The sequence below is a fragment of the Pseudomonas sp. CFBP13528 genome (genome assembly GCF_005233615.1).
In the GTDB taxonomy this organism is placed as follows: Bacteria; Pseudomonadota; Gammaproteobacteria; order Pseudomonadales; family Pseudomonadaceae; genus Aquipseudomonas; species Aquipseudomonas fluorescens_AM.
Map to the genome: position 1 here is coordinate 24,430 of NZ_QGAJ01000003.1, position 14,880 is coordinate 39,309.

Consider the following 14,880-nt stretch of genomic DNA (forward strand, 5'->3'; position numbering starts at 1 on the left):
CCGCCGCTGAATCGCTCCACCCATCGAGAAATTGTTTCAAAACTTGACGACAACTCATCCCTCCACCATATTAATAGTTAGCAAACTAACTGTATGCGAACTATCCAGTGTCCCAATCCCTCGAACAACTCCAGATGAACCTCAGCAGCAGCATGGTGGTGGGCGCCCGTAACTGGCGCAAAATCTGCCAGGCCACGCTGGTGAGCTATGGCATCTCCGAAGCCTGCGCCGTGCCGCTGTTGATGATCGGCCGCCTGGGCGACGGTGTGCATCAGGTCAAAGTGGCCCAGGCTTCGGGTATGGAAAGCCCGTCGCTGGTGCGCCTGCTCGACCGTCTCTGCAATGACGGCTATGTGTGCCGCACCGAAGACATCCATGACCGTCGCGCCAAGGCCTTGAGCCTCACCGCACGCGGCCGTGAGCTGGTGCAGGCGGTGGAAGCGCAACTGGTGCGCCTGCGCAAGGAAGTCCTGGTGGACATCGCCGCCACCGATCTGGAAGCCGCGCTGCGCGTACTGCGCGCCTTCGAGGCGGCCGAGGCGGTAGCGCCTTGAACGGATTTTTTACCGGTTTTCCGCCTGCTCGCGACTGGTTCTACGGGGTGCGTACCTTCGCCGCGTCGATGATCGCGCTGTACATCGCCATGCTCATGCAAATGCCGCGTCCGTATTGGGCCATGGCCACGGTGTATATCGTCTCCAGCCCGTTTGTCGGCCCCACCAGTTCCAAAGCGTTGTACCGCGCTATCGGCACCTTGATGGGCGCGGCGGCGGCGGTGTTCTTTGTACCGATGTTCGTGCAGTCACCCTACATTCTGGTGGTGGTGATCGCCCTGTGGACGGGCACCTTGCTGTTCCTTTCCCTGCATCTGCGCACCGCCAACAGCTACGCCCTGATGCTGGCCGGCTACACCTTGCCGCTGATTGCCCTGCCAGTGGTGGACAACCCGCTGGCGGTGTGGGATGTGGCCGAGGCGCGTACCGAGGAAATCTTCCTCGGCATTGCCGTGGCTGCCGTGGTGGGTGCCATGTTCTGGCCGCGTCGCCTGATGCCGGTGTTCGATGGCTCGGTGGCCAAGTGGTTTACCGACGCCCAGGTCTACAGCCAGCGTTTTCTCACCCGCGATGTGGAGCCTGAAGCCATCAGCGGCCTGCGCGGTGGCATGGTCGCCACCTTCAACACCCTCGAGTTGATGATCGGCCAATTGCCCCACGAAGGCGCGCGGCCGCAGACGGTGCGCAACACCAAGGAATTGCGCGGGCGCATGATTCACCTGCTGCCGGTGATCGATGCCCTGGACGATGCGGTGTACGCCATCGAACATCGCGCGCCGGAATTTCTCGATCAGCTCACGCCGTTGCTGGAGGAGGCCAACGCCTGGCTGCAAAGCACCACCGAAGCCGCCCCCCTGGAACGCTGGCGCGTGCTGCGTGACAAGATCGACGCCGCGCAACCCCAGGGCGAAGCGCTGGATGATCGTCACACGCTGCTGTTCTCCAACGCCCTGTACCGCCTGGGCGAGTGGGTCGATCTGTGGCAGGACTGCCGCAGCCTGCAAGCCGCCATTGAATGCGAAAGCCAGGACACCTGGCGCGCCGTCTACCGCCACTGGCGCCTGGGCCGGCTCACGCCATTTCTTGATCGTGGCCTGATGTTCTACTCGGCGTTTTCCACCGTCACCGCGATCATCGTCGCCTCGGTGTTGTGGATTTTGCTGGGCTGGACCGACGGCGGCAGTGCGGTGATCCTGGCGGCGGTGGCGTGCAGCTTTTTCGCCTCGATGGACGACCCCGCGCCGCAGATCTACCGGTTCTTTTTCTGGACCGCCATGTCGGTGCTGTTCGCCAGCCTGTACCTGTTCCTGGTGCTGCCCAACCTGCACGATTTCCCCATGCTGGTGCTGGCGTTCGCCGTGCCGTTCATCTGCATCGGCACCCTGACCGTGCAGCCACGGTTCTACCTGGGCATGTTGCTGACGCTGGTCAACACCTCGTCGTTCATCAGCATCCAGGGCGCCTACGACGCGGATTTTCTCAACTTCGCCAACGTCAATCTGGCCGGGCCCGTGGGCCTGCTGTTTGCCTTTGTATGGACCCTGATCGCCCGGCCCTTCGGTGCCGAACTGGCGGCCAAGCGCCTGACCCGTTTCAGCTGGCGCGACATCGTCAGCCTCACCGAGCCGGCCACCCTGGCCGAACACCGGCACATGGCCGCACAGATGCTTGATCGCCTCATGCAGCACCTGCCGCGCCTGGGCCTCACGGGCCAGGACACTGGCACCGCCCTGCGCGACCTGCGCGTGGCGCTGAACCTGCTCGATCTGCTCGCGTATTCGCCGCGTATCCTTGGCGTGCCGCGCGTGTTGCTCAACCAGGTGGTGGAAGGCGTGGGCGGTTATTTCAAGGCCTGCCTCAAGGCCGGTGAACGCTTGCCCGCGCCCAGCGGTCTGCTGATGACCCTGGACCGCACGCGCCGCGCCCTCAACGGCCAGGACCTGCAAGACGCCGATGACACGCGCCTGCACCTGCTGCATGCCCTGGCCGGCCTGCGCCTGGCGCTGTTGCCCGGCGTGGAGTTCATCGGCGGCACGGAAATCGAAGCGCCGTTACCTGATGGAGCGCCTTTATGATCGGTGACCTGGATATCAGCGGCGTCTTCCTGCCCACGCTGCTGGTGCTGATGGGCATTACCTATGTGTTGTTTCTGGTGGTGCACGGGCTGTTGACGCGCATGCACTTCTATCGTCTGGTCTGGCACCGGGCATTGTTCAATGTGGGGCTGTACGCGCTGTTGCTGGGCGCGGTGGACTCACTCAGTCGATATCTGATGACATGAAAAAACCTTTTTTGACTATCGGCCGTGTCGTCCTGACGCTGTTGATCGTGAGCTTCGCGGTCGTCGTGGTGTGGCGCATGGTCATGTACTACATGTTTGCGCCCTGGACCCGTGACGGCCACATCCGCGCCGACATCGTGCAGATCGCCCCGGACGTGTCCGGGCTGATCCAGCGCGTCGATGTGCACGACAACCAGCTGGTGACCAAAGGCCAGGTGCTGTTTGCTGTCGACCAGGATCGTTTCAAGCTGGCCCTGCGCCAGGCCCAGGCCGCCGTGGCCGACCGCCAGGAAACCCTGGCCCAGGCCCAGCGCGAGTACAAGCGTAACCGTGGCCTGGGCAACCTGGTGCCCAGCGAGCAACTGGAAGAAAGCCAGTCCCGCGTGGCCCGTGCCCAATCGGCCCTGGCCGAGGCACAAGTGACGGTGGATTCCGCCCAGCTCAATCTCGACCGCTCGGTGATCCGCAGCCCGGTGGACGGCTACGTCAACGACCGCGCGCCGCGTGCCCAGGAATTCGTCACCGCCGGGCGGCCGGTGCTGTCGGTGGTGGACAGCAACTCCTTCCATATCGACGGCTATTTCGAAGAAACCAAACTGGACGGCATTCGCGTTGGCATGGGCGTGGATATCCGCGTAATCGGCGACAACGCCCGCCTGCATGGGCATGTGCAGAGCATCGTCGCCGGTATCGAGGACCGCGACCGCAGCAGCGGTTCCAACCTGCTGCCCAACGTCAACCCGGCGTTCAGCTGGGTGCGCCTGGCCCAGCGGATTCCGGTACGCATTGCCTTCGATGACGTGCCGGCGGACTTCCGCATGATCGCCGGGCGTACGGCGACCGTGTCGATCATCGATGACAAGGCCAACGCCGGAGACCCGCCATGAAGCAACTGCTGGCCACCGCTGCCCTGGGGGTGTTGCTGTCGGCCTGCCAGGCGGTAGGCCCGGACTACCAAGTGCCGGACACGGCTGCCGTCAACCGTGACGACTTGCAAGGGGCCATCGCGGGGGAGGGCAATAACGTGGTGTCGGCGCCCGTGCCGACCGACTGGTGGAAGCTGTACAAAGACCCGCGCCTGGATGAACTGGTGCGCCAGGCCATGGCCTCCAACACCGACCTGCGCGTGGCCGCCGCCAACTTGCAACGCGCGCGCTACCAGACCCAGCAGGCCGAATCCGCCGGCGGCTGGAGTGCCGGGGCCAAGGCCGAAGCGCAGCGGTTGCAGGAGTCCGGCGAAGCCTTCCTGCTGGCAGACAAAGTCCCGGTGGGCAACATCGGCAGCGTGGGCATCACCACCTCGTACCAATTCGATCTGTTCGGCACCTTGCAACGCGGCATCGAAAGCGCCCAGGCCAGCGCGGATGCGGCCCAGGCGGCCGCCGATATCGCGCGCATTACCCTGGTGGCCGATGTGGTGCGCTCCTATACCCAGGTCTGCGCCGCCAACGAAGAACTGGCCATCGCCAACGAGTCCCTCGACCTGCAAGCCCAAAGCACCCAGCTGACCCAACGCCTGCGCGACGCCGGCCGTGGCGATGAAACCCAGGTCACGCGCTCGCAAACCCAATACAAATCCCTGCGCGCCGACATGCCGCGCTACGAAGCGGCGCGTCAGGCCGGGTTGTTCCGTCTGTCGATGCTGCTGGCCAAGCCCCTCGATCAATTGCCGGCCGGCACGGCCAGTTGCGCCGAGTTGCCGCACATCGCTCAGCTGTTGCCGGTGGGCGACGGTGCGGCGTTGCTCAAGCGTCGCCCGGATGTGCGCCAGGCCGAACGCCAACTGGCCGCTGCGACCGCGCGCATCGGCGTGGCCACGGGCGCCTTGTACCCGGACATCGCCATTGGTGCCACGGTAGGCACAGTGGGCCTGCTCGACAACCTCGGCCAGCCTGCGACCAATCGCTGGGGCTTTGGCCCGATGATCAGCTGGACGGTGCCGACCAACGGTGCCCGCGCGCGCATTCACGAAGCCGAAGCCGCGACCCAGGGCGCCCTGGCGCATTTCGACGGGGTGGTACTCAACGCTATCCGCGAAACCCAGACCGGCCTGGCGCAGTACACCGCCATGCTGCAGCGCCGTGAAGCGCTGGCCGATGCCGAGCGCTCGGCCCACGAGGCGGCGGACCAGACCCACCGCTTCTTCCAGGCCGGGCGCGAGTCGTTTCTTGCCGACCTGCAAGCCACGCGCACCTACACCGCCATGCGCGCGCAATTGGCGGCGGCCAACACCCAGGTTGCGATGAGCCAGATCGACCTGTTCCTGGCCCTGGGCGGCGGTTGGGAAAGCGGACGAACGCAAGGGGTAAAACCCGGCAAACCGTGAGGTGATAGCTATGCTTTGTCAGGTGAGGCGTCGTGAAGCCTCACTCGACACTGCTCGCGTTTGCTCATGGGGATTCCAATAATGAAAAACCCTTATGCTCCCGCTTTCTGGTGCGTGCTCTTCGCACTGGTGCTGTTATCGGCCGCGTATTTCTACGGGGTCATGCTCGCCCACCAACTCGACAAGGCCATGGTCTTTCTCGACAGTGCCTGCCTGGTGATCGGCACCCTGTCCATCGGCGTGGTGGCCTGGGCCTCCTATCAAAACCAACGCGTGAAGCGCAAGTTGCTGGAGCAAGGCAAGACCCGCGTCGCAATCTGGGACACCAAGGTGGCCCTGCGCCGTGTCGAAACCGTGTTTGACCGCTATTTCTGGGGCAGCTACTGGCAACCCGGTCGCACGTTCCAGGAAGTCATGGGCGACCTCACCGGCACGCCCCTGGAAAAAAGCCTCGACGTGCTGAAGACGCAATGTGTCGCGCTGGATCGGCAGGTCGCTGACGGCAGGCACTGGCTGAATAACGCGCGGGAATTGTCCGATGTCGCCACGCAAATGGCCCGTGAGCGCTACCAGCTGGACTTCTGCGACCCCAAGACCGACACCCCCGGCAACGCGGTGATACACCGTGAGTTTGAGGTGTTGGTCTACACCTGGACGGCGCGCCTGAAGAGTTTCGACCACCAGTTGGATGAAATAGAGCTGGAGTACTCCTGAACTCCTGATGAACTGATCCCTCTGAAAGGCTGGGCCGTTTGCGCCCGCCAGTGCTAATCTTCCCCAGCCTTTCGGCCACACGGGCCACTACTGTAGGAGCGAGCTTGCTCGCGAAAAACGTCAACGATAACGCGTGCATTCTGAATAAGCGCGGTGCCTATGAGTTCTTCGCGAGCAAGCTCGCTCCTACAAGGACCCCTCCGGGGTTCAAGGAAGACAGCCCACTTCTCACAGGATTTGATCAGGTCACTTCATGAATAAGCCAGCAGTCGTTCTTTTGGGTTTCGTTGTCGCCGTTGGCGTCGTCAGTGCAGGCGGCGCCTGGTACACCGGTAAACAACTGGAGCCGGTTCTGCAAACCGCGATCCAGAACGCCAACAAGGAACTGCAGACCTCCATGGCCGGCGTGGACGGTACCGTGTCCCTGGAGCTGGTCTCCCTGGACCGTGGCGTGTTCAGCAGCACCGCCCATTACCGCCTCAAAGGCCAGGGCAGTGTGTTCGGTGAGCAAAACCCGAACCCCGAGCTGCTGTTCGTCGACCATATCGAACACGGCCCGCTGCCGTTCTCGCGTCTGGTCACCCTGAAATGGTTGCCGGTAATGGCCACCAGTCACTACGAACTGGAAAAGAACGCCACCACCGAACAATGGTTTGCTGCCGCCAAAGACGTGTCGCCGCTCAAAGGCGTGGCCAATATCGGTTACAGCCGTTCGGTCAACGGCAACGTCGAACTGCTGCCCCTGGAATTCAAGGACGACAAGTCCTCGGTGAGCTTCTCCGGCGCCAACCTGGACTTCGACAGCAGCGCCGAAGGCCAGAAGGTCAAGGCCGACGGCTACATGAACAGCCTCAAGGTCGCGGCCGTCGATGCCAATGGCGACGCGTTCGAAGCCGAACTGGCCGGCCTCACCGTTGCCAGCAACCTGGCCAAATCCACGTTTGGTTTCTACACCGGCCAGAACACCATCGAACTGACCGACACCAAGGTCACCTTCGGCCCGCAGAAGTCTGTGCTGACCCTCAAGGGCTTCGAGCAGAAAGATTCCAGCGAGACCAAGGACAACAACCTGGCCGGCCGCGTCGACTACAAGGTCGACGAGATCGGTTACCAGGGTAAGCCTGTGGGCTCGGCCGCCATGGCCGTCAGCATGAAAAACGTCGACATCCCGGCAATGCTGGTGCTGACCAAGCTCTACCAGGACAAGATGCAGCCGGTGCAAGCCGCCGCCGCTGCCGGCCAACCTGCGCCCGAGCTGCAATTGACCGAAGCCGAACAGACCCTGGCCGAAGCCAACGTCAATCAGGTGCTGGCCGCCAAGCCGCAACTGGCCGTGGAAAACCTGTCGCTGAAAACCACCCATGGCGAGAGCAAGTTCAACCTTGTACTGGACCTGGCCAAGCCGGCCTCCATGGAACTGCCACCGGTTGAGCTGGGCAAGCAGATGATTTCGCTGCTGGACACCAACCTCACCCTGTCCAAGCCGATGATCAGCGACGTGGCCGCGCTGCAAGCCCAGGTTGGCGGCGTAACCGACCCGAAAGCCATCGAACAGCAATCGCAAATGGCGGCCGAGATGGTCAGCGGTGTGGCCGTGGGCACTCAACTGGCAACCCTGGTGGGCACCGACGTGGTGTCCAAGCTGCACTACGCCAACAACGAAGTGACCTTCAATGGCCAGAAGATGACCGTCGAGCAGTTCATCAGCTTCGTAATGTCCAAAGCCGGCGCAATGGGCGGCGCGCAATAACCCTGAAATACAGTTGAAAATGTGGGAGGGGGCTTGCTCCCGATAGCGGTGGGTCAGTCAACTTATCTGTGGCTGGCCCACCGTAATCGGGGGCAAGCCCCCTCCCACATTTTGTTTTGTGCCTGGCAAAGTCCCTGTCAGCCGGACAGCGGTGTGGCCTCAGCTTCGTGATGTCCAAAGCCGGTGCCATGAGCGGCGTGCAGTAACCCTGAAATGCAGTTGAAAATGTGGGAGGGGGCTTGCCCCCGATGGCGGTGGGTCAGTCAAGAATGTACTGACTGACACTCTGCCATCGGGGGCAAGCCCCCTCCCACAGTTGTTTTGTGCCTGGCAAAGAGTCTGTGTCAGCCAATTCTGAACAATTGTTCCGAATTGCCCTTGCCCCTGCCTGGCTAAGGGATAGTTCCCCCCAGGAAAGCTAGGTCGGGTCCCGAGACGCCGACACCCTGATGCACATCGCTCAGGATCACCCATCGTTGCAGCTTTCCTTGTAAGGAAGCCGACGACATGTTGCCAATCCCTCCACTCAGCGCTTCAGGCCGGTTGCGGCTGCTCATCGCAGCAGCCCTGTGCAGCCAATTGCTGATGCCCGCCTATGCCGTGGCCGATCCCGCCTATGACGCCCTGATCATCCAGGCCCGCAACGGTCATTTCACGCCGGCACTGACCCAGCTGCGCCAGCTGTCCGCCGAGCGCCAGACCCCAGGCCAGGTCAGCGATCACCTGGTGATTGCCGGCTGGGCCGGGCAAGACGCCGAAGTGTTGAAGGTGTATGAGGCACAGGGCAAGCATCGCAACCTGACCACCCAGGCACTGGCCACGGTGGCGCGCACCTATCGCAATCAAAAGCAGTGGGCCCAGGCCGAAGCGGTCTATCGCCAGGCGTTGCTGCGCGAACCGAATAATACCGACCTGCAACTGGGCCTGGCGCTCACCCAGGCCGATGGCGGCAAGGCCAATGAGGCGGTGCAACGCTTGCGCGCGCTGGTGGCGGCGCAACCGAATGACCCCAACCGCCGCATGGCCCTGGGCTACGCGCTGACCCGCGCCGGCCAGAACTATGACGCGCTGTTCGAGTTCGACCAGGCCTTTATCCGTGCCGGCGACAAGCCCGACGTGGCGCGTGAATACATCGTCGCGCTGCAAAAAGCCCGCCTGCCGGAAGCCGCGCTGCGCCTGTCGGCCAGGCGTCCGGGCCTGGTGGACGCGGTCACCCAGCGCCGCCTGGAAGGCGACCTGGCCGCCGAGCGTGTACGCATGGCCGAATTCGCCACGCGCACCGAAAAAGAGCGCTACGTCATCGCCGATCGGGCCCTGCAGGATTACGACAAACTGATCAGCCGCTGGACCCCCGACGCCACTGCCCACGATGACGTAGTGCGCTGGCGCATTGACCGCCTGGGCGCGCTCAAGGCCCGTGCGCGCACCGCAGAAGTGATCCGCGAATACGAAGCCCTCACGGCCCAACGTGTACAGTTGCCGACCTACGCCGTGCGCTGGGTGGCAGCGTCTTATCTGGACCTGCGCCAACCGGAAAAGGCCGCGCCGCTGTACCGCCAGGCACTTGACGCGGCGGACGCCGACGTCGGCGATCATGTAAAAGACAGCACCGCCTTGTTCTACGCCTTGTTGGAAAACGACCAGGTGGAGGAGGCGCGCGCCGTTGCCACTCAACTGGCAAACACCGAGAAACCTCGGGTGGAACTCAAGGGCTTGCCCATCGGCAACCCCAACGATGAATGGATGGACGCCCAGCAACTGGCGGCCCAGGCCGGTACTTATGGCGCCGACCTGAACGCCAGCGAAGCCACCTTGGAAGCCCTGGGCAGCAAAGCACCTGGGAGTATCGGCGTGCGTTTGGCGCAGGCCGAGATGTACCGCGCCCGGGACTGGCCAAGACGCGCTGAAGAGTCCCTCAAGGAGACTGAAAACCAGAGCCCCCGTGACATCGGTGTGGAAATGTCCCAGGGCTTTACCGCGCTGGACCTGCAGGAATGGCGGCAACTTGATCTGCTCACCGATGACGTCGTCGCGCGTGCCCCGGACAACCGCCAGGTACAGCGCCTCAAACGCCTGCGCGACGTGCACGACATGGCCGAAGTCCGCGTGGAAGCCTACACCGGTAAAAGCTTCGGCGGCGGCGATAACCAGGAGGCCGGTGCGGTTTCGGGCAGCCGTGACTGGGGCTTGGAAACCGTGGTCTACACCCCGCCCATCGACGAAGACTGGCGCCTGTTCGCCGGGGTTGGCTACGGCACTGCCGATTTTGCCGAAGGCACCGGCCATCACCGCTGGCAGCGCGTGGGCGTGGAGCGGCGTACCCGCGACATGACCATCGAAGCCGAAGTGTCCAACCATTCTTATGGCGATGGCGCAAAACAAGGCGCAAGCGTGTCGATTGCCCGTGATATCAACGATCATTGGCAGTACGGCGCCAGCCTTGGCTATCTCCTGAGCACCACGCCGCTGCGGGCGTTGAATGAAGGCGTCACCGCCAACGGCGGCAGCGGCTTTATCCGCTGGCGCGCCAACGAAAGCCGCGAGTGGAAACTGGCCGTCAGCCCCTCCCACTTCAGCGACGGTAACGACCGCGTCGAGGCCATGCTCACGGGCCGCGAAGGCATCTACAGCTCGCCGAAAGTACAAGTGGAGCTGGGCCTGGAAGTCGGCGCCAGCCGCAACAGCAAGGAAGACACGATCTACTTCAACCCCAAGTCCGACTTCAGCGTGTTGCCCACCGTTACCGTCAACCATGTGCTCTATCACCGCTACGAAACCCAGTGGAGTCAGCAGTTCCAGCTGGGTGCGGGTACCTACAGCCAGAAGGATTACTCCACTGGCGGTGTCGGTTTGATCGGCTATGGCCAGCGCTTTCGCTGGAATGACGTACTGGAAGCCGGCGCCAACCTGAGTCTGGTCAGCCGACCTTATGACGCAGAGCGCGAGCGCGACCTGCGCCTGCTCCTCGACCTCACTTACCGTTTCTAAAAGAGCCTGACCATGACCTTCCTCAGCCGTTGTTTTTTGGTTCTGGGTGTAATGCTGGCTGCCGCCTGTGCCCAGCAACCCGCGCCATTCGTCCCACCTGCCGAGCGGCCGACCCTGGCCAGCGAAGCGCCGTGGCCGAAGAACCACTTCCTGGGCATTGCCTACCACGATGTCTCGGACAACGATCCCGACCAGGCGGTGGTGGCAGTGCGTACCGAACGTTTGGTCGAGCAGTTGGCGTGGCTGCGCGAGAACGGTTACCAGGCGGTCAGCGTGAACCAGGTCCTCGCCGCACGCCGAGGTGGGCCGACACTGCCACCCAAAGCCGTGATGCTCAGCTTCGACGACGGCTACGCAAGCTTCTACACCCGCGTGATGCCGATTCTGCGGGCTTACAATTGGCCGGCTGTGCTGGCGCCGGTCGGCAGTTGGATCGACACCCCGCTGAACCAGCCGGTGGACTTTGCCGGTACGCCGCGTCCGCGGGGAGACTTCCTGACCTGGCAGCAGATTCGTGAAGTGTCCCAGTCGGGACTGGTGGAAATCGCCGCCCATACCGACGCCAATCACAAAGGCATACTCGCCAACCCTCAAGGCAATCTCGAGCCGGCCGCCACCACGCGTCGCTTTGACCCGGCGACCCAACGCTATGAAACCGAAGCCCAGTTCAAGGCACGGATGCGCGCTGATGTGGTGGGGATCTCCAACAAGATCAAAACCGTCACCGGCAAGGCACCTCGTGTGTGGGTATGGCCATATGGTGCGGCCGACGGCACTACCCTGGCCGTGGTGGGAGAGCACGGCTATGAGATGGCGCTGACCCTGGACGACGGTCTGGATGACTCGAACAAGCTGATGAACAGCCCGCGCTTTCTGGTAGCTTCCGATCCGGACGGCGAACACTTCGCCAGCAGCATGGTTTCGGTGCAGGCCAAGGCGCCGTTGCGCGTACTGCATGTGGACCTGGATCACGTCTACGATCCCGACCCGGCCCAACAGGCGCGCAATCTGGATGTATTGGTTCAGCGCGTGGTGGACATGGGAGCTGTCACGGTATTCCTGCAAGCCTACGCCGACCCCAAAGGCGACGGCCTGGTGCATTCGCTGTACTTCCCCAACCGCCACTTGCCGATGCGTGCCGACCTGTTCAACCGCGTCTCCTGGCAGCTGCATACCCGTGCCCATGCCAGTGTGTTTGCGTGGATGCCGGTGCTCAGTTTCGCCCTCGACTCCAAGTTGCCGCGCGTTACCCGCTGGGACCCGCAGACCGGCAAGGTGGCGCCCGATCCCGATCAATATCAGCGCCTGTCGCCCTTTGACCCGAAAGTGCGGCAGGTCATCGGCGAAATTTACGAAGACCTCGCACGCACCAGCAACAGCGGCATCGATGGCGTGCTGTATCACGATGACGCGGTGCTCAGCGACTTTGAAGACGCCAGCCCCGCAGCCCTCAAGGCGTACGCCGCCCAGGGCCTGCCGGACAACATCGCCGCGCTGCGCGCCGACCCCGCCGTGATGCAGCGTTGGACCCGCTTCAAGAGCCGCTACCTGATCGACTTCACCCACGAGTTGACCGGTAAGTTCCGCGCCATACGCGGCCCGCAGATCTTGACCGCGCGCAATATCTTCGCCGAACCGATGCTCAACCCGGCCAGCGAAGCCTGGTTCGCGCAGAACCTCGATGACTTCCTGCAGGCCTACGACTGGACCGCGCCGATGGCCATGCCGCTGATGGAAGGCCAATCGCTGCAAGACTCCAACGCCTGGCTGGAAAAACTGGTGGCCACGGTCAAGGCACGCCCCGGCGCTATGGAAAAAACCGTTTTCGAGCTGCAAGCCAAAGATTGGCGCACCAAAGCCGCACCGGATATCAGCGCAGAGCAACTGGCGCAATGGATGGGCGTGCTCAAACGCCAGGGGGTCAAGAGCTTTGGCTATTACCCGGACAACTTCCTGGAAAACTCCCCGGACTTGAAGACGATACGTCCGGCCCTTTCCAACCAGTGGAACCCTTGATCATGTTCGACAGAATCCTGGCTATATTCGTGCTGGCACTGGTATTGGGTGTGCCCCTGGGCCTGATCTTCCTGGTCACCGGGCAGTTCCTGATGGACTTCGTGTTTTTCTACCCGCTGTTCATGTCCGCGCTGTGGATCGCCGGCGGCCTGTACTTCTGGCTGCACTGGGAACGCCACTGGCCATGGCAGGAAGACACGCCGGCGCCGACCCTGGCCGGCAACCCGCTGATCTCGATCATCATCCCTTGCTACAACGAAGGCGATAACGTCGCCGACACCATGGCGGCCGCCCTGGCCCAGGTGTACACGAACATCGAAGTGATCGCGGTCAACGATGGCTCCAGCGACAACACCGCCGCAGTACTCGACGCGCTGGCGCTGCAACACCCACGCCTGCGCGTGCTGCACCTGGCGCAGAACCAGGGCAAGGCCGTGGCCCTGCGCATGGGCGCGGTGGCGGCGCGCAGCGAATACCTGGTGTGCATCGACGGTGATGCGTTGCTCGACAAAAACGCGGCGGCCTATATGGTCGCGCCGATGCTCGACAACCCGCGCCTGGGCGCCGTCACCGGCAACCCGCGTGTGCGCACACGCTCGACCCTGATCGGCCGGGTACAAGTGGGCGAGTTTTCCTCGATCATCGGCCTGATCAAGCGAACCCAGCGCGTGTTCGGGCGCATCTTCACGGTGTCGGGTGTGGTGGTGGCGTTCCGTAAGAAGGCGCTGGACCGCATCGACTACTGGAGCACCGACATGATCACCGAAGACATCGATGTCAGCTGGAAGCTGCAACTCGATCACTGGGCGATCTTCTACGAGCCGCGTGCGCTGTGCTGGATTCTCATGCCCGAAACCGTCGGCGGCCTGTGGAAACAGCGCCTGCGCTGGGCCCAGGGCGGCGCTGAAGTGCTGTTCAAGAATATCCGTGGCATCTGGCAATGGCGCCATCGCTACCTGTGGCCGCTGCTGTTCGAATACTGCCTGTCCACCGGCTGGGCCTTCACCTTCCTGCTCTCGGTGGTGTTCTGGGGCCTGGGCAAATTCATGGTGTTGCCGCAGGCGATTACCGTCGACTCCCTGGTGCCGCCGGCGTTTACCGGACTGGTGCTGGCGATGGTGTGCCTGCTGCAGTTCGCGGTGAGCATCCTGATTGACCGGCGCTACGAAAAAGACCTGTGGAAAACCCTGTTCTGGACCGTGTGGTACCCGATGGTGTTCTGGCTGGTGAGCCTGTTCACCACCCTGGTCAGCTTTCCCAAGGTGTTGTTCAACCAGCACCAGAAACGCGCCCGCTGGGTCAGCCCGGACCGTGGTATCAAACCTGCCCAAGAGGAGGCGTGACGATGAAACTGGTCAGAACCCGCCAGAACCTGGTGATGTGGATTATCGATGTGGTGCTCACCCTGCTGGCCTGGGCCGGCCTGGTCTGGCTGCTGGCCCGGGGCATGAACGCCATGCTCGAAACCCACGGCGGCCCGCGCCTGGAAGCGCCGATCTTCGCCGCGCTCAACACCTTGCAAACCTACCTGTGGATCGCGCTGTTCAACGCCGTGATCCTGATTGCCTGGGCACGCTACCAGCAACGCAAAGGGCGCAAATTCGCCCAGCGTCGCGCCGAGGCGAATGCCCTGAGCGACCAGCACTTGAGTGAAAGCTTCAAGCTGGGCGAGGGCGACCTGGAACAACTGCGCCGCCCCGGCGTGCTGGTGATTCACAACGACGAAGAGGGCGGCGTGGGGGAAGTGAAATCCCACGTGTCCCGCGATGTCGAACGCCCTGGCCTGGCCCTGGTGCCCGGCTCGGAAAAAGACAAAGGCCTTGGCTGATATCTTCAGTGCTGCACTACCCAATGTGGGAGGGGCTTGCCCCCGATAGCAGTGTGTCAGCTAAACATTGGCTGACTGATTCACCGCTATCGGGGGCTTGCCCCCTCCCACATTCAGATCTCCAGTGCTGTGAATGCGCACGGGTTCAAAAAAACTGATTGGATTTCCGATAAATGGGATCCAAATCACAAAACCGCCGCGAACTTTCCTCCCCTCCCCGGTACTAACCCTAACTCGATAACACCTGATGGCTAAATAATGGCGATCGCGGCTTGTTAGTCGAATCACGCTCGAAACAGTTGCCGCCGGTCGGATTAAACGTGTCAGTAGTCAGGCCGGAAACTGTTCGATAATTATTTTTTGTTACTAATCATTAGGTTGACCGCAAACACGCTCGAACACCCGACAGCCCCCGCGTCTTGG

General features: G+C 62.7%; 11 protein-coding genes. All 11 read left to right on the forward strand.

Annotated elements, in window-relative coordinates; all coding sequences use genetic code 11:
• Positions 1-134: 134 nt before the first annotated feature.
• The 11 genes from PspCFBP13528_RS06815 (at position 135) to pgaD (ending at position 14,457) form a co-directional block, all read left to right on the forward strand.
• The gene (locus tag PspCFBP13528_RS06815) at positions 135-554 is read left to right on the forward strand and encodes a MarR family transcriptional regulator (RefSeq protein WP_065949923.1); all 420 of its coding nucleotides are present in this window, start codon (positions 135-137) and stop codon (positions 552-554) included.
• Entirely contained in the window at positions 551-2,629 is a 2,079-nt protein-coding gene (locus tag PspCFBP13528_RS06820) for an FUSC family protein (RefSeq protein WP_137199858.1), read from the forward strand. The genes PspCFBP13528_RS06815 and PspCFBP13528_RS06820 overlap by 4 nt, the downstream gene beginning before the upstream one ends.
• Positions 2,626-2,835, forward strand: a complete 210-nt coding sequence (locus PspCFBP13528_RS06825) for a DUF1656 domain-containing protein (protein WP_003187469.1) — start codon at positions 2,626-2,628, stop codon at positions 2,833-2,835. The genes PspCFBP13528_RS06820 and PspCFBP13528_RS06825 overlap by 4 nt, the downstream gene beginning before the upstream one ends.
• Positions 2,832-3,722, forward strand: a complete 891-nt coding sequence (locus tag PspCFBP13528_RS06830; RefSeq protein WP_065949925.1) for an efflux RND transporter periplasmic adaptor subunit — start codon at positions 2,832-2,834, stop codon at positions 3,720-3,722. The genes PspCFBP13528_RS06825 and PspCFBP13528_RS06830 overlap by 4 nt, the downstream gene beginning before the upstream one ends.
• The gene (locus PspCFBP13528_RS06835; protein WP_137199859.1) at positions 3,719-5,161 is read left to right on the forward strand and encodes an efflux transporter outer membrane subunit; all 1,443 of its coding nucleotides are present in this window, start codon (positions 3,719-3,721) and stop codon (positions 5,159-5,161) included. Before PspCFBP13528_RS06830 ends, PspCFBP13528_RS06835 begins: the two co-directional genes overlap by 4 nt.
• Before the next feature lie 81 nt (positions 5,162-5,242).
• Positions 5,243-5,875, forward strand: coding sequence for an NADH:ubiquinone oxidoreductase subunit N (locus tag PspCFBP13528_RS06840; protein WP_101220791.1), 633 nt, complete (start codon positions 5,243-5,245; stop codon positions 5,873-5,875).
• 253 nt (positions 5,876-6,128) lie between these two features.
• Entirely contained in the window at positions 6,129-7,625 is a 1,497-nt protein-coding gene (locus tag PspCFBP13528_RS06845) for a YdgA family protein (RefSeq protein ID WP_065949928.1), read from the forward strand.
• 507 nt (positions 7,626-8,132) lie between these two features.
• On the forward strand, positions 8,133-10,613 hold the full coding sequence (gene pgaA / locus PspCFBP13528_RS06850) for a poly-beta-1,6 N-acetyl-D-glucosamine export porin PgaA (protein ID WP_065949929.1): 2,481 nt from the start codon (positions 8,133-8,135) through the stop codon (positions 10,611-10,613).
• Positions 10,614-10,625: 12 nt separating this feature from the next.
• Positions 10,626-12,629, forward strand: a complete 2,004-nt coding sequence (pgaB, locus tag PspCFBP13528_RS06855) for a poly-beta-1,6-N-acetyl-D-glucosamine N-deacetylase PgaB (protein WP_137199860.1) — start codon at positions 10,626-10,628, stop codon at positions 12,627-12,629.
• Between the two features lie 2 nt (positions 12,630-12,631).
• A complete protein-coding gene (gene pgaC, locus PspCFBP13528_RS06860) occupies positions 12,632-13,972 on the forward strand; it encodes a poly-beta-1,6-N-acetyl-D-glucosamine synthase (RefSeq protein WP_065949931.1) in 1,341 nt (446 codons plus the stop codon).
• A 2-nt stretch (positions 13,973-13,974) separates the two neighbouring features.
• Positions 13,975-14,457 (forward strand): poly-beta-1,6-N-acetyl-D-glucosamine biosynthesis protein PgaD, encoded by a 483-nt coding sequence (pgaD, locus tag PspCFBP13528_RS06865; RefSeq protein WP_137199861.1) that lies wholly within the window; start codon positions 13,975-13,977, stop codon positions 14,455-14,457.
• Positions 14,458-14,880 lie beyond the last annotated feature (423 nt).